Consider the following 24398-nt stretch of genomic DNA (forward strand, 5'->3'; position numbering starts at 1 on the left):
TCAGTCATTACTCACCAACCGAGATACCACACCACCTCTCGAGCGAATAGCGGTATCCAATGGCCAGGGCGCTACCGCAAAGGCGCGGTGTCGAACCCGCCGGTTGAGCTGTAATGCTGGTGCGCGAGGCCATCACATGATCACCCCGACTCGACGTCATCTTGAACGTGCCAGCCACAAGCTCAGGGAACCGATCCGAGCGCCATGATCGGCCGCTGCCGGAATCGGTCAGCGGACCCTGGGGCCAGCCGTGGTAAACGGGTTCCGCAGAGGGCCCCGCGCTACCTTGGCTGCCTCCACGACGAAACAGAACCAGAATTTCCACGAGTTATCATCGATTGAGTACCGCTTCCGGTCGTCAGGAGGATCAATGTCCCGCCCATCACACTTCACTGCCCCATCGCCCTCGAAGCGCCACCCCTTACGCACCTTGAGCCGTCTCGGAGTAGGCGGGCTACTGGCTTACGCCGGTGTCGGTCACCTCACCTTCGTCCGCGAGGAGTTCCAAGCTCAGGTACCCGATTGGGTACCGGTCGATGACGACACGGTTGTCTGGCTGTCAGGTACCGCCGAGATCATCCTCGGCGCCGCCTTACTGTCAGGCCGTCACAAGAAGTTCTGGGGACGCAGCGCAGCTGCCTTCTTCGCCGCAATTTTCCCTGGCAACGTCGGCCAACTCGTCGAGCACAAGGATGGATTCGGCCTTGACGACGACCGCAAGCGCGCAATTCGCTTGCTCTTCCAGCCCATCCTGGTGGGCCTAGCTCTGGAAGGCACCCGCGAGGACTAACACCCTCAGGGCTACGGCTCCGGTCGTGGCTCTGTCCATAGGCAGCGACCATGCCCGGTAGGGTTAGTGTGCGCCCAAACCCAGGAGGAAAGATGCCGCAACGCAAGGTCAGCGTGATCAATCACTACGCCTTTCCACCGGGATCGGGCGGCATCACCCGGAACTTTGACATGTTTTCCCGGCTGCGCGGCTGGCAGCCCCATTTTTATGCTGCCAACATCAACCACACCTCCGGTGAGCGCATGACGGTTGACGACCCGCGCTACACCCTCGTCCCGATCCCGGAGTACAAGGGCAACGGAGTCAAGCGGGTCCTCGGCTGGGTTGCCTTTGCCGCCGGCGCCGGAGCCCGCGCCCTAGTCCGCCCGGCCGACGTCATTTTTGCCTCCTCCCCACAGATTTTGTCCCCCGCAGTCGGGATGGTCGTCGCCGCTCTTCGTCGCAAGCCATTCGTCGTCGAAGTCCGCGATCTATGGCCGGAATCCTTGGTATCGGGCGGCGCCCTCAAGGAGGGGTCAGCCCTGCACAAGGTGCTGCAAGGGTTGGAAAAAACCATCTACGCCCACGCTCGCCAGATCGTCGTCGTCACGAAGGGCTGGGAGGACCACTTCCGCGAACTCGGCATTAACGTCGACAAGGTCACCGTCGTCCCTAATGGCGCCGACCTGGCTGAATACGAAGTCAAAGAGTCCCGCGAAGAGTTGCGCAAGGAGTACGGCATCTCCGGGTTCACCGCGGTGTTCTCGGGAACCCATGCCAACTACGTCGGACTGGACCTCATCGTCGATGCCGCCCGTCGCCTGCCCGACGTCAACTTTCTGTTGGTCGGTGCCGGGGCGCGTAAGCAGTGGGCCATTGACGAAGTCGCCAAGCTCCGCCTAACCAACGTCACTTTCCACGACCAGGTGCCGAAGTCAGAATTGGTGCGCATCCTGTCGGCCTGCGACGTCGGTCTGCACACGGTATCCCCGCAGTCGGTCTTCGACAAAGGTATGAGCCCCAACAAGCTCTACGACTACATGGCTGCCGGGCTAGCCGTCGTCTCCAACGCCAAGGTGCCCATCCGCGACGTCATCAGCGACGACGAGGTGGGCGCATGCGTCGACTCCACTGACCTGGTAGCCGGTATCGAGCGGGTACGTGACGCCGACGAAGCCACCATGAAGCGCTGGCACGAGCGGGCCCGTGAACTCATGGCAAACAAGTACTCCCTGCAGGCATCCGTCGACAAGCTGGCGAGGGTGCTCGAGAAAGCACTATATCGCTGAGCGCGCGTCAGTTCAGCCGAACAACACCGCCGCCAGGGCTGGAACCGCGACAACAAACGCTGCAAGCACCACTCCCCACAGATCACGAGCATGCCAGCGCGACTCCAGCGCATAGGTCCGGCGGGTCGCCGTCGCGAATCCGCGGGAATCCATCGCTCGGCTAAGGACTTCCGAGGACCTCATGGCATACAGCACCATCGCGAAGGTCATTGACGACAGGTACGTGATCCGCGAGGACAGGGACCGCTTGGGGCCCAACCCGCGCAAGTTACGTACATCGGACTGAATGTGCCACTGGTCACCTAGGTGACCCATCCGCACCACTCCGGCCATTGAAGCCACCACCGGACGCTGCGGCAGGTGGGTCTGCTGGGCCAAGGCGTCACCCAACCGAGTAGGGTCGATGGCCGCCGAGGCCAGCGCCCCTGGCAGGACAAAGACGAGAATCCTCAGTCCCTGACGAGTCGCCTCGCTCCAGGCGGACGGGTCAGTGAACCCGCTGTGCAGTAACAGGGTCGTCCAGACCAGCATCACCGCAGCGATGAGAACCGGCACCGTCCGCACCACCAAGGGTTTGACACGGCGGGAGCACATCGGGGCCATCACGGCAGCCGGGATAAGTCCCATAGCCCCCACGAGGGGGGAGCGCACAAAGAGAGACCCGAAAATGCCAGCAATGGCAATGAGAAAAACAACGAGGGGGTTGATCGTCGTCAGGAAGGCCGGTTTTTCTCCCGGACGCTCATTGGGAGTGGGGTCCGGGACGCGGTAAGAGGCGACGTCGACAACCTCGTCTGCCATAGCTATGACCTGACGATCGTGGGAGGAAACGACGACGGCGACACCTGAGTCAGCAGCAGCACGAATCGCTGACAGCACGCTCACGCCGCGGTCGTCGTCGAGGCCGACAGTCGGCTCATCGAGGAGGAGAAGGTCGGGGAGCTGGGCCACAGCTGCCGCGATAGCAAGGCGCCGCTTCTCGCCCCCGGAGCACGTCATGGGGTGGGAGTCCAGGAACGGTTTGAGCCCGAAGGTCCGCACCAAGTCCCTAAGATCGGCGTTCTCCGGGACCATCGGCGAGGCAAACAACTCGTCGGCAGCCGTTCGAGCCACCAGGTAATTCTCCGGGTTCTGCGGCACCCAGGCGGTCTGGTCAGGCAGGGTGAGTTCGCCAGACGCGGGGACGTCAAGGCCAGCGAGCAGCCTCAGCAGGGTGGATTTGCCAACCCCACTCGGGCCCGACAGAACGGTGATGTGACCACGCCGGGCAGACATGGTGACACCACGCAGCAGCACGTCGTCGGACTGGGGACGGTGGGCATCGAGGGAGCTGGTAGAAGCAACCACCTCGCCCGCGATGGAGGTGTGTGGCGGCAATGACGTTGCCTCACGCGAGTCCAGGAAGTCTTCAAAGTCCCAGATCTTCTTGAGGGTGCCGTGGTCGGTCAATTCGACGACCTGGTCAAGGACGCCACGCCACTGGTCGGGATGGTGATCGACGACGAGCACAGTTCGGTCATGGGCCATCCTGGCGACCTCATCACGGATCGCCGTAGCCGACTCCTCGTCGAGCATGGAAATGGGCTCATCAAGCAGCAACAGCCCGGGATTGGTGGCGAGGATCCCGGCGATGGCGAGGCGCTGCATCTGGCCGCCGGACATCTTCGTAGTCGAGTGGTCCATGGGCATGGTGAACCGGGCTCGTCGTTGGGAATCCTCGACGATCGACCAGATGTCCTCACGCGCGACACGATGGTTCTCCGGGCCAAAAGCGATGTCTCGTCCGCATGTAGCAGCAACGACGGAGTGGATCGGTTCCTGCTGCAACAGTCCGACGTTCACGTCGCCGGACCACGTGTTCACCCGCCCGGTGAGGTCGTAGCTCTCTTCCTCCAGTAAGCCGCCGACGGCGTGCAGCAAAGTGGTCTTACCAGCCCCCGACGGTCCAGATACAAGTATCCGGGATCCTGCCGCCAAATGGAGGTCGATGGGGCCAAGAATGGGCTCGTCGCGATCAGGAACGCCGACCGTCAACTCCTCGACATCCACCGGCACCGCCCGGCGACTAGAAACCTCGTCAACGTGGTCAGCATAGGCCAAGACGTCAGTCATGACAGGTTTCGCGATGAGGTTGTGCTCCGGGGTGACTTCCCGCCACGCAATTCACGAGAAACTGCGAAGGGGCTGAGCGCACCGGCAGCCGCGAGGCCACGGACGATACCCCATGCCACCAGACCGCCAAGCAGAGCCCCGGAAACGATCATGAAAACGAAGTAGACGATCGTATCGCCGAAACGGAACATCGGGTAGTAGGAGATGCGCTCGTAGATGGCCTCAGCGAAACCGGTAAGAGCCCCGGCCACCAGGACGAGCTTCGGACCGGCCTTACGGTAGGCGACGACGAGCAAACATAGTTCCATCGGCAGGGCCTGGACGACACCGGAAATGAGGGTGCCAGCCCCCCACGGGCCGCCGAGAGCAGCCTCAACGGTGGCCGCCAGAACCTCGGAGAGTAAGGCTGCGCCCGGCTTACGAACGATGAGCCCGGCAAGAAGTGCCGGCAGGAACCAGATGCCAGAAAGGATGCCCTCAATGGGCAGATACACCGACGTGGCCGGCTTGAGGAGGCTATATACCGCTCCATAACCGAGGAAGATGACGCCGAATGCCACAGCAATCATCACTGGGGTCACGATGTCGATAGTGCGGTATCGCACGGTGAGTTTGTCGTTGGTCATAGAAGTCCTTCCGCTCATTCGGAAGGGGCGCGAAAGCGCGAAGAGCCCGACTCCCTACGCCGGTCCTAACCGGTTCAGGTTCGAGGGTCTGGGCAGTGCCCACTCTCAGCATCCGACGATGCTCCCCTGTCGTTGCCCTCGATCATAGCTATGACGCCGTGAGATCACCACCGCTCGACGCCACTCGACGCCCGCAAACCATCCGTGGCAATCATGGTTGGGAAACACCCCGGAGCCACTCCTGGTGGTTACCCACGGGATCAAAAACCAATTCACCACACGTATCTTGCCCCTGGAGGACGCCACATCAGTTCCCCCGCAGGGCGCGGTTCGTGCGCTTAGTAGGTGTGGCTGTCATGGGGTCCTCCGGCCACGGGTGTTTGGAGTAGCGCCCCCGGTTTTCAACCCTCACCGCGGGATACACACTGGCCCAGAAACTCGCCAGATCGTCGGTGACGGCCAAGGGCCGTCGCGCCGGGGATAGCAGGTGGAGGACCACCCTCTCCCTGCCGTCACACACCGTCGGGCCGTCAGCCCAGCCAAAACACTCCTGAAGTTTGACTGCAAGAACCGGGGAGGTGTCACTGCCAGGCTCGGGGTAGTCGATGCGGATCCGCGAACCGCTGGGGACGGTGATGGTCTCGGGGACGACCTCGTCAAGACGAGCGGATTCCCGCCAGCCCAGCAGCCCCCGCAACCCCGAAGTTGCGTCACTTCCCCGTCCTGCCGCCAACGCGTCAAGGTCAAGCCACTCCTCGGCGCGGGCTAGCAGAGCCTCATCGCTGACATCGGGCCAGGGATCGCCAAACACCCGATGGGCAAGGGCAAGACGGCGTCGCAAAGACTCACCGTTCTTCGTCAGGCTCGCTACGTCAAGTCCCCCAGACCTCACCGCTTCCAGCGCCACGTGGCGAGCCCGTACCGGATCTGGGCGGACCGGGGTCGACGACAACTCGATCGCACCGAGGCGCAACACCCGCCTGCCCCGTACTTTCCCGCCATCCCAAGTCACCGTTGTGTCGCTCGTCAGCATCGCCTCACCGGACTCCAAAGCAGCCGACTCCGAGAGCGGGACAGCGGCCCGGATGAGGGCGCCACTAGTAATGCGCGAGGTACGTGCCACCGCCAGCCACGGTTGCCCGAGCAGCCCTGGAGGGCAGTTGCGAGGAAGGTCAACCCCCGTGCCACAGGCCAGTAGATACGACGCGGAACCCTCCCCTCGACTGCGAGCAATCCACCCCGGGCGAGCGAGGGAAACGACGGTGGCGACGGCATCGTCATCGGTGATGTCGGTAGGGGGAACGTCGTTGATGAGCCGGGCCAGCCGATCAGCTTCGCGGCGCCACATCACAGCCTCTGGGTGTCGCCCCGATCGCAATTGACGCCATTGCCCAACGAGGTCGACCTGGCCGTCTTCCAGGCCAAGCATGGCGGCGATCTCAGCACAGCGGCGGGATCCGACGATGGCGGCACCGTCGGTCAAAGCCCTTGCCAGACGTGGGTCAAGGGGAAACGTGGCAAGGTGACGCCCCCTCACCGTAATCCGCCCCTCCGCGTCGACAGCACCCAGATCTCGCAGTTCCTCTTCGGCCGCAGCTACCCGATCCTGTGGCAATGGTGTTGGCAGTGCCATCCCTTCGCCACGAGGAGATCCCCACACCGCCAAAGACAACAGGGACGCCACAAGGTCGGCGTGGTCGACCTCGGGGGTAGGGTCGGCATTCATGCCCGCCCAGTCCTGGGCACGCAGGCAGCGCACGGCTACCCCTGGGCCCAGACGAGCTGCGCGTCCGGCGCGCTGCACTGCTGAGGCGCGGGATTCCCGGACCGTCACTAAGCCCGCCATACCTCGACCACGGTCGAGTCTCGGTTCGCGTGACAACCCGGAGTCAACAACGAGCCTCACACCAGGCACCGTCAGGGAAGATTCTGCGACAGCCGTCGAGACGATAACGCGGCGCACATTCCCCGGATCTGACAGAGCGTGATCCTGCTCACGTGCCGACATCGCCCCGGACAACCCGACCACATCTATCCCGGCGAGTCGGGAACGCAAATCCGCGACGACGTGGTCGACCTCGCGGGCGCCCGGAACAAAAACAAGTGCCGACCCTTCAGTGTGGCGATCAAGCGCGTCAACGGTCACAGTGCCAAGATGACCGAGAAACTCGCGACTCACTCCCCGAGATTCCACAGCAGCACCAGCTGCCGGTGCCCACTCCACCTCGAGTTCATGCAGAGCGGAGGCCACCTCGACAACCGGCGCCGGCTCAACACCACCGAGAAAGGCCGCCCACCCGGAACTATCAACGGTCGCCGACATCGCGACAATGGTCAGATCATCGCGCAATTGAGCAACTTCGCACACCATTGCCACGACCAGGTCAGCGTCGAGGTGCCGTTCGTGGACCTCATCGAGGACGACAGCATCCACCCCAGTCAGGTCGGGGTCGCTGAGTAGACGGCGCAGCAACACCCCGGTAGTAACGAACTCCACCTTGGTGTCGCGGGTTGTCGTCGACTCGCCGTGCACGGTGTGCGACGCGAACTCCCCGGGGCGGGTCCCGGTTAGCGCGGCAAGTCGGCGAGCAGCGGCTCTCGCTGCCACCCGGCGAGGCTGGGTGACGATAACCCGACCAGAACACCTCGAGGCCACCAACGGCGGGACGAATGTTGTCTTACCAGTACCCGGTGGAGCCACGATGACGGCCCGCCCACCATGTAAAGCCGTGGTGATCTCGTCACGGTAGGCGGCAACCGGAAGCCCAGCCCCAACTCTCGCCAGGTCTGGACCACAATTCCTCGTCACTGAGCGGTCCCCCACCCCAGCGTCTCCCTGTCGTCGAGAGGGTCAGGAGCGGTGGCCTCAGCAACAGACCGATCGGTCATCGCCTCAGCGGGAGCGTCAGCCAGGGACCAGCTCGTCGCGGGAATCGCCAACCATGAATCAGCCACCCTTTCAATGATCATCGTCATGATCATGACTGCGTCAGGCTCGGCCCCCGGCAACGTGGCAAATTCGTCAGGACTGACCCACTGCAGCTCTTGAGACTCCCCCGGGCGCGGTTTTTCCGCCGGATCGCCATGGGCGACCATCGCCATGACGATGTCGGAGTGGAAATGGCCCGGGTAGGGGCTGTGGGTGTTGAGGAGCACCGGGGTGGGATGCATGAGGTCGTGTATGCCGTCGGGCAGCCGGTCCCAGGGTTGCAGAACACTCAATTGGTCGATGCTGTAGCCCGTCTCCTCATGAAGCTCGTGTGCCAGGGCCTGCCAGGGATTCTCGGTATGTTCGACGTGCCCGCCAGGCTGGATCCACAGGTTCATTTTGCGGTGTTTGTGCACCAGCGCCTTCCACTGCTGACGACGAACGCCGTCAGACGGAAACTGTCTGAGGATCCACGCACTGATCGTCACGTCATGTCCGTGCGGCTGCGTATGGAGATGTGGCATGGTCCCAGCCTGTCACGCTGGAAGCGGAAGTGCCCCTTCCGCGCCTCTCAATGAGACCTCACTCATTGCGAGTTACACCACATTTTTGGGAGTATCGTCTCATTGCAACATCATTCGGAGGATTAGATGGGCATCAATAACCTGTTGTCAGACATCGGCCTGCCGGGCCTGGGCTGCAAACCGGTTCTGACGGACTCCAAGCCCCGAGTTGTCATCGTCGGCGCCGGATTCGGCGGCTTGGCTGCTGCCGAAAAGACTGCCGAGGCAGGATGCGACGTCACCCTCATCGACCGCAACCCGTACACCACATTCCAGCCGCTGCTGTATCAGGTGGCAACCGGCGGTCTCAACCCTGGCGATGTCACCTACCGACTTCGCTCCTTCGCCGCTAACAACGGTCCTCACACCCACTTCCGTCGCGCTTGTGTGACCGGTATCGATACCGAGAACCGGATTGTCGAGGTCGACAACGGCGACCCGATCTCCTACGACTACCTCGTCTTGTCCCAGGGCGTCGGGGCCAACTTCTTCGGAACCCCTGGTGCCGCAGAAAACTCGTACACCATTTACACCCGTGCATCCTCACTGCGCGCTCGCGACGCGATCTTCACCTACCTTGAGGATCTCGACACCCAACGTGACAAGACCTTCGACGTCATCATCGTTGGCGGCGGCCCGACCGGCGTCGAAATGGCCGGCACCCTCGCCGAGATGAAGTCAATCGGCATCCCGGCGATCTTCCCGGATGTGTCCACCGACCGGGTCCACGTGACGCTCGTCGAGATGGCCAACCACCTCCTCATGCCCTTCGACCCAGCGCTGCGCCACTACACCCGCCGCCAACTGCAGAAGCGCGGCGTGGATGTGCGCACCAATACCGCCATCGCTGAGGTGCGCGAGGATTCCGTGCTCCTCAAGGACGGCCAGACTCTCCCGGCCGACATGGTCATTTGGGCCGCTGGCGTCGGTGCCCACAAGTCTGTTACGAATTGGGGATTTGAGCAGGGCCGAGGTGGCCGCATTGCTACCGACGGCACCCTCCTCGTCGAAGGCCAGGATCGCATCTTTGCTGTCGGCGACGGTGCCATCAACACCGAGGATCCCAAGCCCCAGCTCGCCCAACCCGCCATCCAGGGAGGCGAGTGCGTTGCTCGTCAGATCGTTCACCTCGAGCTCGGCGAGCCGCTGGAGAAGTTCGAGTACAACGACAAAGGCACGATGGCGACGATCGGCCGCAATTCGGCCGTCGTGCAGCTGTCCGAAAAGCTCAAGTTCACCGGTATCGGTGCATGGCTGACGTGGGTCACCCTGCATATCTTCACCCTGCTGGGCGGCCGCAACCGTCTGCAAGCCATGATAAACCTCGGCGCCCGCTACATCGCCTTCCATCGCGAGGCCGGAGCCATCGTCGGTGACGTTCTCAGCGAGGAGGGTAAGGAGAACATGAACAAGAATGCCCTTCGCGACGATGATGAGAAGGGCGCCAAACCCATTGATGGGAAAGAGTGAAAAAGATGAGTAAGCCCGAAGTCAACCCTGAAGAGATCAACAAGGGCACCCTCGTTGCCGTCGCGGTGGCTGCTGTCGCCGTTATCGGGATCGCACTGATAGCCATGCGTAAAGGCCCTAAGGGTAGGAAAACGGGCTCCCAGGACCCGTCCTTGTTCGAGAATCTCGCCACGCGCAAGCCTTCCGGCGGGCGAGTGACCCAACGTCGCGACCCTCGAGCTGATGGTCATGCAACCCCGATGGGTGGCACCGGACGAGTCTCAACAGCCCCGGACTTCTACTCCTACAAGTGACGATTCGGTGGGGTGACGCGAGAGTGTCGCCCCTCCGTTCGTCGTAGTGAGACGCGAACCGGGAGCAGCACTACCCATCGATTTAGGTGGAGTCACTCACCAGGGCTCCCATGCCAGACCTCTAAGCTTCCTGGTTTGAGCTGGCTAGCCTTGAGCTTTCCCCTAGGGGTCCTTCTCCCGTCGTGTGGCAATCGGGTGTCTAAGCACCGGTCATGCTGCGTGAGATTGCAGCTGGGTTGATCATCACCCCGATTTCCACAGCGCAGCAGAGCCGAGGGGCCGCGAAGGATAGGGCAAGGTTAGGCCTGGTTTCCGGCACGTGAGCCATGTACCGAGCCGCGCCTCAAGCTGGGGCGGCGCCGCTCATAATTCGTCGCAAAGCGAACTCGGTAAACATAGTTTTGGGCCGATGACGCCGGTGGAGGTGGGAGGCGAGCCAGTCTAGGACAAACCTCGGGTCCTCGCGGAACATGATTGGGGTGACGTGAAGCACCTTCCAGCCGTGGCGGTCTAAATGCGCTGAGCGCATCATGGTCGCCTCAAACCCGTCAATCGTCCCGTGTACCGATCGGCCATCAATTTCCAAAGCCACCTTCTCAGCCTCGAAGGCCCGGTCCAAGTAGTAGTAGCGGTCGCCCACACGAACCTTGTGATTCGGTTTGTGCCCCGTGATCCCAGTAGCACGCAGTACCCTGCCCATCTCTAGTTCTGGAATCGACCACGCAGCCAGACAGATGTCGGCCAGAGCAGCATCAACCTTGGTCTTGGGATACCGACCTGTCAGGCTCTTACGAGCTTGCCGGCATGATTCGGGCGTCACGACTCGTTGCCGGAGGGCCTCACACACCCATCCCCACTCGCCCTGAATAGCCAGTATGAGAACCGACACTTCAGCAGTAGCGATGCGAATTTGCTCTCGCTCGGTTATAAACCAGTGAGGTATATGCCACCGACGCACTCGAATTCCCGGCCGGGTGAGACAACGAGTTGTAGAGAAAGCCTCCACATCCTTAACGCCGTAGAAGTCCATGGGCCGGGTTGTACCCGGGGCTTTCATCCCGAGCATGATAAGGGCAGCCTTTCCGACCAACACAATGTCACGGTGCCACAACAACAACGCCCGGATAATGATCCTCGGGTCTCGGGCCACAGCAGACGCAGCGACGACCCCCGGCAGGATGCGGACAGCCTCCCCTCGAGCTACCGCCCGGTCGGCCTGGCCTCGGACATAGCTGTGCCGGTAAATACGGGCAACGCCGCGTCGATCGAGTCGTTCTCCAAGATTCCTCACACTAAAAGTTGTCGTCGGAGGAGCCGATTTCCTCCAACCATTTTCGGTTCTGTGGACAACCTCGGCCGGGGTACTCACGCAGCCTGTGGAAAACTGCCTCGTGACCCCAGCGCCTGCTACCGGGGATGGCTTTGAGGCCGATCATTACCCGAATCACCACACGGAAGCTGGAAAGGGCGGCGGAGACTCCACCAACTGTTGGCCGGGCACGGGACCGGGGAATCAGCCCTCGAGCAAACCGGCTACCAGATCGATCAAGGCCTCGGCTTGGGACTCGAAGTTGAGCCCCGACTCAACCGCTCGACGCCCAGCACAGCCCATCTCCCGACACCGCTGCGGGTCCGCCAAGAGCTCGCTCAGGGCATCTGCAGTAGCTGCGGCATCCTCAGTATCAACAAAAATCCCAGCCCCGTAACCATCGAACATCTCGCGCCAGGCCGGAAAGTCCGAAGCCGCAAATGGCACTCGGGAAGCCATGTACTCGAACAGTTTCGTCGGCAACGACGCGACATAGTTCGGCAGCGGCTTGAGGAAGACCAGTCCGACCTGCGCGCTGGCCAACACCTGCGGCACCTCGGTAGGGGCGACCAGACCGAGATGCTCCACAAACCCTTCTGCCACGGCATGCTCCACCGTTTCCTGGCAGCGTGGCAGCACACGTCCGGCCAGCACCAAATGCGCCTGTGGCACCTGCTTACGGACTGCGCGCGTCACCTCGATCATGAAGGAAAGCTTGCGCTCCTCCGACAAGTCCCCGACGTATACGAGCTGCCCCGGCACCGGCTTGGGTGGCACCGTGTAGTTACCCAGCCACGGGTAATTTCGCACTACCGTCACTGCAGCGCGGCGGAACCTTTCCCCCACGGTCGGTGTAGCCGCCACGACGGCGTCGGCGCTGCGCTCGGCTAGCCCCACAAGTCCACGAGCGGCCATCTTGGCCAGCGGCCGCGTCACCGCGCCTAGGTACGGCTTAGTGTCAACCTGGCCGATGAGATCCTCGTGAGCGTCGTAGATTACTTTGCAGTGATGGCGCCAACGCCACACCAGTGCCAGCGGAATGAGCTCCGGGTCGTGAATATGCAGCACCTCGGGCTGGAGGGCTTGCAGGTGGCGCCATGCTTCCCGCTGACTGACGACGAGTCGGCGGACCCGGCCTTCCTCGCGGTGTAAGGCGACGACGGGGACCCCTTGGTCGATCCCGTCACGGTCAGCGGAAATGACGAGGTGGTAGTCGTGCCCAGCTGCGACAAGTGCCTTGGCTTCTTTGTTGAAAACCCGGTTGTCGTGACCGTGATGAACTGTCGAGAGGGAGACGACCCTGCCGAGGCGGGAAGAATTCGCCATCAGGAACGGTCTCGCTCGCCGGCTTTCAACAACACGGTGGCGACATTGCGAGCCGCCTTGCCGTCACCGTAGGGATACCCCGGATCGCCCTCGGGGTGCGGGCGCGTGGCGTACTCGCCCAGGTGCTCGGCATCGGGATCAAGCACGTTCCAACCGTTCTCGACGGTCTCCACCCACTCGGTCTCGGTGCGCACCGTCGTGCAGATAGTGCCAAGCAGGAAGGCTTCTTTTTGCAAACCACCCGAGTCGGTGATGACGCCAGCGGCGTTGGTGACGGCGTTAACCATGTCGGGGTAAGCCAACGGGTCAATGGTGGTGAGGTTGCCGCGGGCGACAGTAAAGCCGTCGGACTCGGCGCGGGCGCGCAAGCGCGGGTGTACCGGCAGGATGACCTTGCGATCTAGGCTGCCGAGGGCGTCAAGAATGTGGACCAGACGCTTAGGGTCGTCAGTGTTGTCGGCACGGTGGATCGTCGCCATAACGTACTCCTCACCCACCTCAACACCGGGTACCGGGCGCGGGTTGGCGAGGACGGAATCGCGCACCTGCAGGCACACGTCGGTCATGACGTCCCCGACAAGAACTGCACGGGAGGCCAGCCCCTCATCGGCCAGATGCCCCATGGCTACCTCGGTCGGGGCCAGGCACAGGTCTGCGGCGTGGTCGGTGAGAACTCGGTTGTGCTCCTCGGGCATGCGACGGTTGAAGGAACGCAGCCCGGCTTCCAGGTGGGCCACCGGCAGGTGCATCTTCACCGCCGAGAGGGTGCCGGCAATGGTCGAATTTGTGTCGCCGTAAACGAGCACCCAGTCTGGGTCCATGTCCTCAAGCACCGGATCAAGCTGCTCGAGCATCCGACCGGTCATGACGCCGTGAGAGCCGCCTCCTACACCAAGATGCAGGTCCGGGTTCGGGATCCCGAGCTCGGCGAAGAAGGAATCCGACATGTTGACGTCGTAATGCTGCCCGGTATGGATGATCTTGTGGTCAATCCCCTCGGCCGCGAAAGCCTTAGCCACCGGGGCCAATTTCACGAATTGGGGACGAGCCCCGACGATACTCACGACGCGCACGACGCAATCCTCTCGATGAGATAGTCAGCCTCTCCCCGAGGCCACATGGCAGCGCCCGAATCGGGAACTGGGCGCAATGCTGGCACTCTACCTTCCACTACCCACCGTGACGACCTGAACAATGTTGGCGCGCTGCATCATCGATGGTGTCCCGATACGCCAGCTCCATGAGATCGAGGCTACGCTCCCACGAATACGTCTCGACGACGTGGTGGCGACCAGCCCCACCCATACGCCGACGCAACTCAACGTCATCAACCAGCTGCATCAAGGCAGTAGCGCTGGCAATAACGTCACCACGGGGGACGATCAAGCCGGTAACACCATCCTCGACGACCTCTGCCGGACCATCCGCATCGCTGACGACCGCTGGCAGTCCACAGGCTCCCGCCTCGATGATCGCCACTCCGAAAGACTCCGAATCCAGGGTCGATAGGGCGGCAAAGATGTCCAAACTACCCAAGGCATCTCTGACCTCAGAATGATCAATGGCACCGCGAAACTCCACCGAACCGTCCGGGACAAGACGGCGAGCCAAGACCTTGAGGGGATTCTCGTCTGGGCCGCCGCCCCAGATACGAAGGACGGTATTAGGCCGCTCATCATGGACCCGACTGAAGGCACGGATGAGTTCACCGATCCCATATTTGGAGTGGAGAGCCTTGATAGTCCCGATGCACACCACCCCGTCACCGTCGTTCGCATCACGCCGCCTGTCAGGGGGCGTGAGTATTTCCGTATCAACGCCGAAGGGGGTAATGGATATGGGTTTGTTCACCAAGTCACGCGTGACACGCGCCATGCAGTGGCTTGTCGATGCGATCCGAGTAGCTGAGACCAAGTTGGATCGGACCATGTGACGCATGAGGGGATTTGCCCGGGGGGAATCGTAAACGTCACTTCCCCACACCGACAGCAGCGTCGGGGCGTCAATATGGGCAAGACGAGCGAGCAGACCATAACCGGTCGCATAGTGGACGTTGACGATGTCAGGTTGCACCCCAGCCGCCACTGATCGCAGCCAGCCGGCATTGACGACGTATTTTGCCTTCCCACCGTGTGGGGCCAGATGGATCCGGACTCGGGAATCAATGGAGTGACGGCCCACCGGATGGACTGATGCCAGGTGAACCTCGTGACCTCGCTTGACCAGTCCATTGACCCATCGAACGGTGTGGATGGACGATGCCGCACCGACAATAAGTATCCGCACACCTTCCCCTCTCGTACTGCAACGCCGATGCCCGCTCTCCTTTAAGGCACCGGCGGTCCCACACTACCGTGACCTACATACGTCCAGACACGACATGCGGTGGAATTCAGTCACCTCGTCATTGCGGCGTTTCCTGACGGGACGAACTCGCCGCCAAAACACATACCAGCCACCCGAGTTGGTTCACCGACTGAACCAAGTAGGTGCTGTTGGCAAGTGAGAGCACCGGCATTGCAGTGATGAGAGCAGCCCCCCACCATCGTCGTGACCGCCAACATCGACCAATGGCCAGACACCAACACACTGCCACTAGGGCGGTAACGACCAAACCGTATTGGGAGGCAATCTCCAGGATCCCGTTATGGGGATCGGACTTGCCATGCGGAAACCATCGCTTTGGCGCAGCGAGGATGTTAGCCCGATATCCTCCCGGACCCGCTCCAAGCAGGGGGTACTCCATCACGAGCGCAAGACCCCAAGCCAACAAAGTAGTCCTCACCGCGAAGGATGATGGGCCCTCATCGTTGTGGTGAATCAGTACACCGATGAACCTGTGCCATACCAACCCGGCTTGGTGCAGGTGCGTCACCACGATTACCACGACGACGGCCATGACCACCCCGGGAAGCACCCAGCGCCACCGTCGAACCGCCCACAACCGCACCATAACGGCCAATAACAGCGCCGCGTAGACTATGCGACTGTCCGTCGCTAGTAACAGCCCTAAACCGGTCACCGCCGTGGCTATGGCAGCTATCCGCACCCACCGAGTAGCGCTTCGCACGCCAACCACACCGACCCACACGGAGCCTACAGCCAGGAAAACCGCGTAAAGGTTGGGGTTGGTGAGCCACGTCGCCGGCTGGCGATAAAGCCCTGGATGGTTCCGCCATGCCCCGTCGGCGTAAGTGCCCAAGTGTCGCGCGGTAAGGATTTCCCAGACGGCCAGCGGTGCCCCCACCCAGACTGCGACCGCCCAACCGATCGCAACATCGCGTAAGGCACGCTCACGACGTATGTGCCTATCCGAGATAAGTCTCGCCACTGACCATGCCCCCGCCAGGGCAAGACCGGCCCCCATCAGACTCGAAAGGTCCCGACGCGGGCCCAGCCTCATAGCACCTACCACACCGGTTACGGCCCACGCCACCGCAACGACCACGATGGCGCAAGCTGCGCGACTGAATCGTCGCACCCAGATGGGATAAATCCATCCCGTCACTGCGCACCCGACTAGCAACACCACCAAGATGCGGTAGCCGAACACTCTTCCACTGCCGGCCCAGGGCCCCAGGAGGGCTGCCGGAGGCAACAGCACCAACAGCCCCTCGACGATCTTGTCGAGGAAGCTGCCGGAGTACTCAGGCCTCCCCGTCACCAACGACGATGACCTCGACGTCTCCCCATACGGCTGGATCGACGACGTGACGACCGTCGACGAGCACCTTGATACCCGGCAGGTCCGCCGGGGTCAGTTCGGCGTACTCGGGATGGTCGGCCTGCAGTAGAGCGCCGTCAACCGGATCGCCGATGTGGTAGGCCTTAAAGCCGAACTTGCCGAGCTCCTCGTCGGTGAACATCGGGTCGTGGACGCTGACGTCAGCGCCAGCCTTGGCGAGGATGTCAACAGTCGGGAAAACCCCGGAGAAAGCAGTTTCCTTGACCTTGCCCCGATAGGAAGCGCCAAGGACGACAATCTTTTTACCGGACAGATCACCGAGCACCGAGGCGGCCTGGTCGACGCAGTACTGGGGCATCGTCATGTTGGCCTCGCGGGCAGTGCGGACGATGGTGGCGTCCGGGTCGGTCCATAGGTAGAGGCGCGGGTAGACGGGGATGCAATGACCTCCGACGGCAATGCCGGGACGGTGAATGTGGGAGTAGGGCTGCGAGTTGCAGGCGTCAATGACCTTGTAGACGTCGATGCCGTTGGCCGCAGCGTACTTGCCGAACTGATTGGCCAGGCCAATGTTGACGTCACGGTAGGTGGTCTCGGCAAGTTTGGCCATCTCAGCGGCCTCAGCGGTGCCCATGTCCCAGACGCCGTTGGCGCGAGGAAGGTCGTCACGGTCGTCGAAGTCGAGAACTTGCTGGTAGAAGTCGATGCCGTTGGCAGTGCCCTCGTCGTTCAAGCCGCCGACGAGTTTCGGGTAACGACGCAGGTCAGCGAAGACGCGACCAGTGAGAACGCGCTCCGGGGAAAAGACGAGGTGGAAATCTTTGCCTTCACTCAGACCAGAGATCTCCTCGATCATGGGCTTCCAGCGATTGCGGGTGGTGCCGACCGGCAGGGTGGTCTCGTAGGAGATGAGGGTGCCGGGGGTGAGGTGCTCGGCCAGCGACTTGGTGGCATTTTCCATCCAGCCGAAGTCCGGTTCCCAGGTCTCGTCGTTAACGAAGAGCGGGACGACGAGAACTATCGCGTCGGCGCCGGGGATGGCCTGGGAGTAGTCGGTGGTGGCGGTGAGCTTGCCTGCCGGGACAAGCTTCTTCAACTTCTCGTCAAGAAAGGCCTCACCGGGAAAAGGCTCATTGCCCTTGTTGATCTCGTCCACGACGCGCTGCTGCACGTCGACGCCGATGACGTCGTGACCCTTCTCGGCGAACTGCACGGCCAGGGGAAGCCCGATCTTGCCCATGGCGACGACGGCAATTTTCATTCCTGAACTCCTTGGGATTCGCGAATACTCCGTCAGTCTATCCGGGTACGGCACCTCGACGAGTCCGTGTTATGCTCACGCCGTCGCAAAGACGCTCGCACCAGGCCCCGACAAGGCCTTTCGCAATCCGCAGTTGCGTCGAGTGGTATTCCCAAGGAGAGCCCGTGTATCCCGCCGAAAGACACAAGTGGCTGATCGATACTGCCCGCGAGACCGGTCGAGTATCGGTTGCTGAAGCCTCCACTGCACTAGGAGTTGTCCCCGAGACCATTCGCCGTGACCTCGACCAGTTGTGCAATCAGAAAATGCTGCGGCGGGTACACGGTGGCGCTATCCCGATCGAGTTCGACCTGCTGGGCGACCAGCCCCTCGCCACCCGAGACTCCTCGGCAGTGACGCAGAAGGAACAAATCGCCCGGGCGGCACTATCCCATCTACCTAGTGACAAGGGGTCGATCATCCTCGACGCCGGATCGACAACCGGTCGGTTAGCGTCGATCATGCCCTCCACAAGGCGGTTCACCGTCTTTACGAACTCATCCCCGATCGCCAGTACGGTGGCTACCCACAGCAACTGTGACGTCCACCTGCTGGGAGGACGACTGCGCCCCACCACTCAGGCCACCGTCGGTAACGTTGACGCCATTTCCCGACTCCGCGTCGACGTTGCCTTCATGGGCACCAACGGCATTTCCCCGACGCACGGCTTATCCACTCCTGACGCCGATGAAGTCGCAACTAAGGCAGCAATGGTCGCGAGCGCCCATCACGTCGTGGTTCTCGCCGATTCTCGGAAGATGGGTGCGGAATCGACGATGAGGTTCGCAGAGCTGGGCGACGTTGACGTCATCATCACCGACTCTGGGGTGACTCCTCACCAAGTCGACATGCTGCACAAAGCTGGCGTCGAAATCGTTATCGCCTGACATCGGCTTCTGGTAACCAGCGACACAGCCCCCTTATCTGCTGGAGAGCATCACACCGGACGCCACGAACACCGCTTCGATAAGCTCCACCGCGCGGTGTGGAAATCTGGGTGATGATCGCGTCAGCAACCATCGCCCATGGCAGTACCCCACGTCGTAACCCGGATTGCCACATCGATGTTTGGACCACCTATGCCAGCCCTCGCTCCGAGAAACCTACACAACAAATGTCCGTATTAGTGTGTTTACGAACTAGAGTGTCACACATCCCAACATTGATGGTTCTCTCGGGCCCGAGGAACCGTTGGCCAAAGCCGAAGGAGTCCACGTGATCGTCACCGTCACGCTCAACCCGAGCATTGACCGCACAGCGCCCATAGCTGGGCCGCTGCGGCGCGGGCAGGTGAACCGACTCGGCAGTTCCACCGAGGTCGCCGCCGGTAAGGGGGTCAACATCTCACGAGTCCTTCGTGGGGCTGGAATCGAAACCTGCGCCGTGGTGCCAGCCGGAGCCAAGGGCCGCCTGACCCTCGGCCTCAACCACGACGACATCCCGCACCAAGTTGTACCCGTTGCGGCAGCGGTGAGAACCAACCTCACCATCACCGAACCTGACGGCACTACAACCAAGATCAATGAGCCCGGAGCCGACCTCAGTCCTGAGGAGCTGACCGCAGTTGAGGAGGCCATCGTCGAGAAGTCCTCCGGCGCGCAATGGGTCGTACTGTCAGGATCCTTACCCCCGGGCGTACCCACACATTGGTATGCCACAATGACCGACCGCCTCCATGAGGTCGGCGTCAAGGTCGCCGTCGACACCTCCGATCAACCCCTCCAAGAACTGGCGGTCCGCCTCCCCGACTGTGCCCCTGACCTCGTCAAGCCGAACTCCGTCGAGCTCGGCCAACTATGCGGGATTGACGGCGGCTCCCTCGAGTCCGCTGCCACAAGGGGACAGTTCGACGACGTTGTCGTGGCCGCCCGAGGTCTGCACGGCATCGCCGAGGTAATCGTCACCTTGGGCGGGACCGGCGCTCTGCTCATCACCGAACACGACGCCTGGCACGCCCGGCCAGAGCCGGTCAAGGTGAAGTCGACTGTTGGCGCCGGAGACTCCTCCCTGGCCGGATTCCTGCTGGCGCGCACCCGCGGCGACCAGCCCGAAAACTGTCTGCGCGCCGCCGTGGCGTGGGGCACAGCAGCCGCCGCTCTACCGGGGTCAACCATGCCAACCCCGTCACAGGCCGACGCCATTCACGTCAGCCTCACCCACCTGTAAGGAGAACCGATGAGCACTCCTCTCATTACCCCGGAATTAGTATCTCTTGACGCCAACCTCGGCTCGACCAAAACCGAGGTCATCACCTCAGTCGCCGGACTCATTGCTGCCGCTGGACGCGCCGATGCTGACGGCCTCGCCCACGACACTCTGGACCGCGAGTCCAAAAGTCCGACTGGTATGCCCGGTGGGTTCGCCATCCCCCACTGCCGCTCAGCCGCGGTATCTCAGGTATCCCTGGGGTTCGCCCGGCTGTCGCCCGCTGTCGACTTCAATGGACCTGACGGCCCGGCCGACCTCATCTTTATGATCGCGGCCTCCGAAGACGGCGGCGCGGACCATATGAAACTTCTGACCAAGCTGGCTCGCGCCCTCGTCAATCCTGAGTTCGTCGAACAGTTGCGCCAGGCCCCCGACGCGCAAACCGTCGTCGACCTTATCGGTGGGGTCGTCGAGCCGAAGGAAGAAGCCTCGACCTCATCTGCAACGGCCCTCCCCGCTCCTGGGCACGCTGCGGTAACCAATACCGCCTCCGATACGCCCCGCATCGTCGCCATTACGGCCTGTCCCACCGGCATCGCCCACACCTACATGGCCGCCGACTACCTGAGGGCTGCTGGAAAGAAGCTGGGTGTTGACGTCAAGGTCGAGCCCCAAGGATCCACCGCCACCGAGCCTCTCAGCACCGCCGACATCGAGGGTGCTGACGCTGTCATTTTCGCCACCGACGTTGGCGTCAAGGGCCGGGAGCGCTTCGCAGGCAAGCCAGTCATTGAGTCCGGGGTGAAGCGGGCCGTCGACGAGCCTGAGAAGATGGTTTCGGAGGCCGTCGCCGCTTCCAAAGACCCACACGCCCATCGGGTCCCCGCTGGCCATGGCGAACAGCAGGAGCCCGAGCAGGCTGGATCTCACATTGGCTGGGGCAAGCGCATCCAGCAGGCCCTCATGACGGGCGTGTCCTACATGATTCCGTTCGTCGCCGCGGGTGGTCTGCTCATCGCCCTGGGATTCCTCTTCGGCGGGTATGAGATTGCCAAGGACGGCATGGATATTGCCTTGCACAACACCTTCAACAACTTGCCAACGCCAACCGCCCATGCTCTAGGTGGGTCAGCCACCATGACCTACATCGGCGCGGTCCTTTTCGCCGTCGGGCAAGCGGCTTTCGGCTTCTTGCTACCTGCCCTGGCTGGGTATATCGGCTTCGGCCTGGCAGACCGCCCCGGCATCGCCCCCGGTTTCGTAGCGGGTGCCGTCGCTGGGGTGACCGGAGCGGGATTCATCGGTGCCATCATCGGTGGTCTGCTCGGCGGTTTCGTCGCCTACTGGTTCACCCGTCTCAACCCGCCGCGCTGGCTGCGTGGCCTCATGCCGGTTGTCATCATCCCGCTCGTCGGGTCCCTAGTCGCCGGTGGGTTGATGTATGTCGTACTGGGACGTCCGCTGGCAGCCTTGACGAACGCCCTCAACAACTGGCTAGGCGGCATGAGCGGCGCCTCAGCCGTCATCCTCGGAATCGTCCTGGGACTCATGATGTGCTCTGACCTGGGCGGCCCCATCAACAAGGCGGCTTACCTCTTCGCGACAACGAACCTCGCGGTCACCAACGTCGGATCCCTCAAAGTGATGGCCGCCGTCATGGCTGCCGGGATGGTTCCCCCGCTGGCCATGGCGCTATCGACGACCCTGCGTCCGAAGCTCTACCAGCCTGCCGAGCGTGAAAACGGCACTGCTGCCTGGCTGCTGGGAGCCTCCTTCATCTCCGAGGGCGCCATCCCGTTCGCAGCTGCGGATCCGCTACGAGTGATTCCCTCGATGATGGTCGGAGGTGCAACCACCGGTGCCCTGTCAATGGCTCTGGGGGCCGCTTCTAAAGCTCCCCATGGCGGAATCTTCGTCTTCTTTGCCATTGATCGGGTCTGGGCTTTCATCCTGGCCATCGTCGTCGGCACCCTCGTGGCAGCCTTGCTCGTAACCGCTCTCAAAGCCTCAGCCCGGCGCAAGGCCGCGGCTGCCGCGTAAAATTTCCACACCACAACCCCGAAAGGAACACCATCGTGGCCAGCAAAACCGTTAAGGTCGGATCCTCTGTCGGACTCCACGCCCGCCCCGCCGCCGTCATCTCGCAGGAGGCTGCCAAGCTCAGTTCAACCGTCACCCTAGCTACCGAGGGAGGCGAGCCAATTGACGCCAAGTCCGTGCTGCTCATCATGACCCTCGGTGCCAGCGCAGGTGACCCAGTGACGGTCGCCGGCGATAACGAGGACGACGTCAACACCATTGCCGACCTGGTTGCCTCTAACCTCGACGCCTGAGCCAGCCTCCACGATGGGGCCGCTGTCATCGTGACTCGGCCCCACAGGCACCAATGTCGAACCTCAAAAAGTGGCCACCGATCCGGAGTCGACGCGGTAGTTCGATCCGTTAACGAACGAAGCCTTGTCCGAACATAGGAAAGCGATGACGGCAGCCACCTCCTCAGGCTCGCCGCGCCGCTTGAGCTCCATATAGGGGCGCTCCTGGTCAAGAAAGGACTCGATGGCCTCGTCAAAGCTAACGCCAAGCTCCTTGGACCGCTTATTCATCATGGCGTCAGTCATCGGGGTATGGATGAAGGCTGGAGAAACGGCGTTGACGAGGAGTCCCTCACGGGCATAGGTCCGCGACAAACCCTTAGCCAGAGCCAATACTCCGGCCTTGGCAGTGCAGTAGGGGATCTCGTCGTCGTAGGGCTGGACGCCGTCCTCAGAGGCCAGCAGCACGACACGCCCCCAGCCACCCGTGCGCAAGTCATCGAGGAACTCGCGCAGCACCCGCACCGGACCCATGAGGTCAATGTCAAGGGTGGAACGCCAGCCCTCCTCATCGATCTCGTGGAACTTACCCTGGGCCCCGGTCACGCCGGCCGACTGGACGAGGATGTCGATCGGACCGAGGGCGTCCTTCACTTGCTGGTGCAGCTTCGCCAGAGAGTCAGCGTCAGTGACGTCGGCCGGGAGGGCGACGAGACGGTCATCAGCGACGTCGAGAGCCTGCGCAGCCTGGGTGAGTTCGTCAGAGTCGAGGTCGGTGATGGCAACGTTGGCTCCCTCGGCAAGGAGGAGTTTCGCGGTGTGCCAGCCAATACCCGAATCAGCGCCAGTGATGAGCGCAGTGCGTCCGTTGAGTCCAAGATCCATGATTCCTCCTCGTGGTTAGCTGATGGCAGTCGATAGGTCCTCTGGCGGATCGGCAAGCACTGTGACGGCCTTGTCGGTGCGTCCGGGAAGGTTCCACAGCAGCACACCGACAGGCTTGCCGTCGGACAGGTAATAGACGACCTGCCCATCCCCAGCTTCCACTGATGTGGTCGCGAGGCTGGAGTCGAGGGTGCCGACTGCCTCCCAGCGCACCCCAAAGACTTGTGAGTACATCATCGGGGTATGGGTGTAGGAGTCTTTTGATCCCGCCATGATGCGGCCGGCCGCCTTGCCCATAGCGGTGGCATTGTCCACATGCTCGACGCGGGTGCGGCCCAACACCGGGTCCGGGTAATTGGCGATGTCTCCGGCGGCCCAGATGGCCGGATCGTTGGTGCGCAACTGCTCATCAACGACGACCCCATCATTAACGGTAAGGCCTGCTTCCTCGGCCAGTTTGGTGACCGGGGATGCCCCCAAACCCGCGATAACATCGTCAGCCTGGAGGATAGTGCCGTCATCGAGGGTGACCTCGGCCACTTCATGTTTGCGCACCGAACAGACGCGCTTCCCAGTGACGAGGTGCACCCCAGCATCGGCGAAAAGCTTCTGGTACTCAGACGCAATCTGGGCCGGGAATTGCGAACCACCCAGCGTCGGATCGAGGGTGACGAGGGTGACCTCGCAGCCCTGCTGGACGAGGCCCGCAGCAAGCTCGGCACCGATATATCCGCCGCCGACGACCACGAACTGGTGACCGGGCTGGGCCAGCGCACGCAGCTTCTGGTAGTCCCGAGCAGACCGAAAGTAGAGGACGGCATCGCCGTCATCGTCAATGCGCGACGGGGTGAGGCCGGTAACGAGCAACAACTTCTGGTAGCCGAATACCTGGCCGGAAGCGGTCAGGACGGTCTTGTCGTCACGGTCAATGCTGAGCACCTCAGTGCCGAGCCGCAATTCCGCGCCGGTGTCAGCGACAGTAGCAAGGTCGACCTGGTCCCAGGTGAACTCAGGGTCGGTCCACAGCTTCTTGCTCAGCGCTGGCCGAGGATACGGGGCGTCGACGTCAGCGCTGAGGATGGCGATCGACCCTTTCTTGTCGATGTCGCGGATACCGCGGGCGGCAGAATCAGCGGCCATCCCGCCACCGACAATGAGGTACTGGTACGTCGTCATATCTGCTCCCAGGATGGGGTTCATCGTCGAAACGATGCGTACACCGACCACGGTAACCTGCCGACCCTGCCTCTTCGAGGGTTCCAGCGAGCTTTTCGCACTAGGCCAAGCTTCGTATGGCATATCGGCACGCAACGGCATGTCTTGCCACGAGGGGTGGCAGCCGTCGCCACCAGAAACCGGATTACCACACCACGCGTAAACCC

The 24398-nt window shown here is 62.3% G+C and carries 23 protein-coding genes and 1 riboswitch; of the genes, 8 read left to right on the plus strand and 15 right to left on the minus strand.

Going from position 1 to position 24398, the window contains the following annotated elements; all coding sequences use genetic code 11:
- Nucleotides 1-7: 7 nt before the first annotated feature.
- A complete protein-coding gene (locus ACOYO3_RS11430; protein WP_002521019.1) occupies nucleotides 8-232 on the minus strand; it encodes a hypothetical protein in 225 nt (74 codons plus the stop codon).
- Between the two features lie 138 nt (nucleotides 233-370).
- On the opposite strand from ACOYO3_RS11430, the gene ACOYO3_RS11435 reads away from it, so the two are divergent.
- The gene (locus tag ACOYO3_RS11435; protein WP_002512874.1) at nucleotides 371-790 is read left to right on the plus strand and encodes a DoxX family protein; all 420 of its coding nucleotides are present in this window, start codon (nucleotides 371-373) and stop codon (nucleotides 788-790) included.
- Nucleotides 791-882: 92 nt separating this feature from the next.
- Nucleotides 883-2058 (plus strand): glycosyltransferase family 4 protein, encoded by a 1176-nt coding sequence (locus tag ACOYO3_RS11440; protein WP_002512873.1) that lies wholly within the window; start codon nucleotides 883-885, stop codon nucleotides 2056-2058.
- 12 nt (nucleotides 2059-2070) lie between these two features.
- Here the strand turns inward: ACOYO3_RS11440 and ACOYO3_RS11445 are convergent, their stop codons facing one another.
- From ACOYO3_RS11445 to ACOYO3_RS11460, 4 genes are all read right to left on the minus strand, one after another.
- Nucleotides 2071-4170 carry an ATP-binding cassette domain-containing protein gene (locus tag ACOYO3_RS11445; protein WP_427305894.1) on the minus strand — a complete coding sequence of 700 codons (2100 nt, stop codon included), beginning with the start codon at nucleotides 4168-4170 and terminating at the stop codon, nucleotides 2071-2073.
- Nucleotides 4167-4796, minus strand: a complete 630-nt coding sequence (locus ACOYO3_RS11450) for an ECF transporter S component (RefSeq protein ID WP_002512871.1) — start codon at nucleotides 4794-4796, stop codon at nucleotides 4167-4169. The genes ACOYO3_RS11445 and ACOYO3_RS11450 overlap by 4 nt, the downstream gene beginning before the upstream one ends.
- A gap of 34 nt (nucleotides 4797-4830) precedes the next feature.
- Nucleotides 4831-4934, minus strand: a riboswitch (TPP riboswitch).
- 169 nt (nucleotides 4935-5103) lie between these two features.
- A complete protein-coding gene (gene hrpB, locus ACOYO3_RS11455; protein WP_014172411.1) occupies nucleotides 5104-7620 on the minus strand; it encodes an ATP-dependent helicase HrpB in 2517 nt (838 codons plus the stop codon).
- On the minus strand, nucleotides 7602-8249 hold the full coding sequence (locus tag ACOYO3_RS11460) for an NUDIX hydrolase (protein WP_002512869.1): 648 nt from the start codon (nucleotides 8247-8249) through the stop codon (nucleotides 7602-7604). Before ACOYO3_RS11460 ends, hrpB begins: the two co-directional genes overlap by 19 nt.
- 126 nt (nucleotides 8250-8375) lie before the next feature.
- On the opposite strand from ACOYO3_RS11460, the gene ACOYO3_RS11465 reads away from it, so the two are divergent.
- Nucleotides 8376-9758 (plus strand): NAD(P)/FAD-dependent oxidoreductase, encoded by a 1383-nt coding sequence (locus tag ACOYO3_RS11465; RefSeq protein ID WP_002522907.1) that lies wholly within the window; start codon nucleotides 8376-8378, stop codon nucleotides 9756-9758.
- A complete protein-coding gene (locus tag ACOYO3_RS11470; RefSeq protein ID WP_427305896.1) occupies nucleotides 9755-10051 on the plus strand; it encodes a hypothetical protein in 297 nt (98 codons plus the stop codon). The genes ACOYO3_RS11465 and ACOYO3_RS11470 overlap by 4 nt, the downstream gene beginning before the upstream one ends.
- A 343-nt stretch (nucleotides 10052-10394) precedes the next feature.
- Here ACOYO3_RS11470 and ACOYO3_RS11475 read toward each other — a convergent pair whose 3' ends face one another.
- The 7 genes from ACOYO3_RS11475 to ACOYO3_RS11505 all read right to left on the minus strand — a co-directional run bounded on the left by ACOYO3_RS11475 (nucleotide 10395) and on the right by ACOYO3_RS11505 (nucleotide 17632).
- A complete protein-coding gene (locus tag ACOYO3_RS11475; RefSeq protein ID WP_002525533.1) occupies nucleotides 10395-11342 on the minus strand; it encodes an endonuclease domain-containing protein in 948 nt (315 codons plus the stop codon).
- Between the two features lies 1 nt (nucleotide 11343).
- Nucleotides 11344-11487 (minus strand): hypothetical protein, encoded by a 144-nt coding sequence (locus tag ACOYO3_RS11480; protein ID WP_002518636.1) that lies wholly within the window; start codon nucleotides 11485-11487, stop codon nucleotides 11344-11346.
- Nucleotides 11488-11564: 77 nt separating this feature from the next.
- Nucleotides 11565-12686, minus strand: coding sequence for a glycosyltransferase (locus ACOYO3_RS11485; protein ID WP_002524619.1), 1122 nt, complete (start codon nucleotides 12684-12686; stop codon nucleotides 11565-11567).
- Complete coding sequence (gene wecB, locus ACOYO3_RS11490) at nucleotides 12686-13759, minus strand: non-hydrolyzing UDP-N-acetylglucosamine 2-epimerase (protein WP_002522903.1); 1074 nt, start codon at nucleotides 13757-13759, stop codon at nucleotides 12686-12688. Before wecB ends, ACOYO3_RS11485 begins: the two co-directional genes overlap by 1 nt.
- 97 nt (nucleotides 13760-13856) lie before the next feature.
- A complete protein-coding gene (locus tag ACOYO3_RS11495; protein WP_002550553.1) occupies nucleotides 13857-14972 on the minus strand; it encodes a glycosyltransferase in 1116 nt (371 codons plus the stop codon).
- Between the two features lie 118 nt (nucleotides 14973-15090).
- A complete protein-coding gene (locus ACOYO3_RS11500) occupies nucleotides 15091-16350 on the minus strand; it encodes an O-antigen ligase family protein (RefSeq protein ID WP_002517283.1) in 1260 nt (419 codons plus the stop codon).
- Nucleotides 16334-17632 (minus strand): nucleotide sugar dehydrogenase, encoded by a 1299-nt coding sequence (locus ACOYO3_RS11505; RefSeq protein WP_002524617.1) that lies wholly within the window; start codon nucleotides 17630-17632, stop codon nucleotides 16334-16336. Before ACOYO3_RS11505 ends, ACOYO3_RS11500 begins: the two co-directional genes overlap by 17 nt.
- Nucleotides 17633-17796: 164 nt before the next feature.
- Between ACOYO3_RS11505 and ACOYO3_RS11510 the strand changes: the two genes are divergently transcribed.
- The gene (locus ACOYO3_RS11510) at nucleotides 17797-18558 is read left to right on the plus strand and encodes a DeoR/GlpR family DNA-binding transcription regulator (RefSeq protein WP_002515873.1); all 762 of its coding nucleotides are present in this window, start codon (nucleotides 17797-17799) and stop codon (nucleotides 18556-18558) included.
- Here ACOYO3_RS11510 and ACOYO3_RS11515 read toward each other — a convergent pair.
- On the minus strand, nucleotides 18548-18733 hold the full coding sequence (locus ACOYO3_RS11515; RefSeq protein WP_002515812.1) for a hypothetical protein: 186 nt from the start codon (nucleotides 18731-18733) through the stop codon (nucleotides 18548-18550). The two genes, ACOYO3_RS11510 and ACOYO3_RS11515, sit on opposite strands and share 11 nt — an antisense overlap.
- A gap of 129 nt (nucleotides 18734-18862) precedes the next feature.
- Here ACOYO3_RS11515 and ACOYO3_RS11520 point away from each other — a divergent pair, with 129 nt between their 5' ends.
- The 3 genes from ACOYO3_RS11520 to ACOYO3_RS11530 are packed head-to-tail and all read left to right on the plus strand — an operon-like array spanning nucleotide 18863 to nucleotide 22152.
- Nucleotides 18863-19837 carry a 1-phosphofructokinase gene (locus ACOYO3_RS11520; protein ID WP_002522899.1) on the plus strand — a complete coding sequence of 325 codons (975 nt, stop codon included), beginning with the start codon at nucleotides 18863-18865 and terminating at the stop codon, nucleotides 19835-19837.
- Between the two features lie 9 nt (nucleotides 19838-19846).
- A complete protein-coding gene (locus ACOYO3_RS11525) occupies nucleotides 19847-21859 on the plus strand; it encodes a PTS fructose transporter subunit IIABC (RefSeq protein WP_002512858.1) in 2013 nt (670 codons plus the stop codon).
- 35 nt (nucleotides 21860-21894) lie between these two features.
- On the plus strand, nucleotides 21895-22152 hold the full coding sequence (locus ACOYO3_RS11530) for an HPr family phosphocarrier protein (RefSeq protein WP_002512857.1): 258 nt from the start codon (nucleotides 21895-21897) through the stop codon (nucleotides 22150-22152).
- A 63-nt stretch (nucleotides 22153-22215) separates the two neighbouring features.
- Here ACOYO3_RS11530 and ACOYO3_RS11535 read toward each other — a convergent pair whose 3' ends face one another.
- Together ACOYO3_RS11535 and ACOYO3_RS11540 are read right to left on the minus strand one after the other, a co-directional pair.
- Entirely contained in the window at nucleotides 22216-23016 is an 801-nt protein-coding gene (locus tag ACOYO3_RS11535; RefSeq protein ID WP_002522898.1) for an SDR family NAD(P)-dependent oxidoreductase, read from the minus strand.
- 15 nt (nucleotides 23017-23031) lie between these two features.
- The gene (locus tag ACOYO3_RS11540; RefSeq protein WP_002524615.1) at nucleotides 23032-24333 is read right to left on the minus strand and encodes an NAD(P)/FAD-dependent oxidoreductase; all 1302 of its coding nucleotides are present in this window, start codon (nucleotides 24331-24333) and stop codon (nucleotides 23032-23034) included.
- Nucleotides 24334-24398: the final 65 nt, after the last annotated feature.

The organism is Cutibacterium sp. KBN10P07758, from assembly GCF_050286205.1.
Classification (GTDB): Bacteria; Actinomycetota; Actinomycetes; order Propionibacteriales; family Propionibacteriaceae; genus Cutibacterium; species Cutibacterium acnes.

Excerpts from the sequence above, each read along its gene's own strand:
- ACOYO3_RS11480 (WP_002518636.1), bottom strand. The coding sequence starts at position 11,487 with ATGATCGGCCTCAAAGCCATCCCCGGTAGCAGGCGCTGGGGTCACGAG.
- ACOYO3_RS11445 (WP_427305894.1), bottom strand. The coding sequence starts at position 4,170 with ATGACTGACGTCTTGGCCTATGCTGACCACGTTGACGAGGTTTCTAGT.
- ACOYO3_RS11540 (WP_002524615.1), bottom strand. The coding sequence starts at position 24,333 with ATGCCGTTGCGTGCCGATATGCCATACGAAGCTTGGCCTAGTGCGAAA.
- ACOYO3_RS11435 (WP_002512874.1), top strand. The coding sequence starts at position 371 with ATGTCCCGCCCATCACACTTCACTGCCCCATCGCCCTCGAAGCGCCAC.
- ACOYO3_RS11515 (WP_002515812.1), bottom strand. The coding sequence starts at position 18,733 with ATGTGGCAATCCGGGTTACGACGTGGGGTACTGCCATGGGCGATGGTT.
- ACOYO3_RS11440 (WP_002512873.1), top strand. The coding sequence starts at position 883 with ATGCCGCAACGCAAGGTCAGCGTGATCAATCACTACGCCTTTCCACCG.
- ACOYO3_RS11505 (WP_002524617.1), bottom strand. The coding sequence starts at position 17,632 with ATGAAAATTGCCGTCGTCGCCATGGGCAAGATCGGGCTTCCCCTGGCC.
- ACOYO3_RS11485 (WP_002524619.1), bottom strand. The coding sequence starts at position 12,686 with ATGGCGAATTCTTCCCGCCTCGGCAGGGTCGTCTCCCTCTCGACAGTT.
- ACOYO3_RS11465 (WP_002522907.1), top strand. The coding sequence starts at position 8,376 with ATGGGCATCAATAACCTGTTGTCAGACATCGGCCTGCCGGGCCTGGGC.
- ACOYO3_RS11535 (WP_002522898.1), bottom strand. The coding sequence starts at position 23,016 with ATGGATCTTGGACTCAACGGACGCACTGCGCTCATCACTGGCGCTGAT.
- ACOYO3_RS11450 (WP_002512871.1), bottom strand. The coding sequence starts at position 4,796 with ATGACCAACGACAAACTCACCGTGCGATACCGCACTATCGACATCGTG.
- ACOYO3_RS11525 (WP_002512858.1), top strand. The coding sequence starts at position 19,847 with ATGAGCACTCCTCTCATTACCCCGGAATTAGTATCTCTTGACGCCAAC.
- ACOYO3_RS11460 (WP_002512869.1), bottom strand. The coding sequence starts at position 8,249 with ATGCCACATCTCCATACGCAGCCGCACGGACATGACGTGACGATCAGT.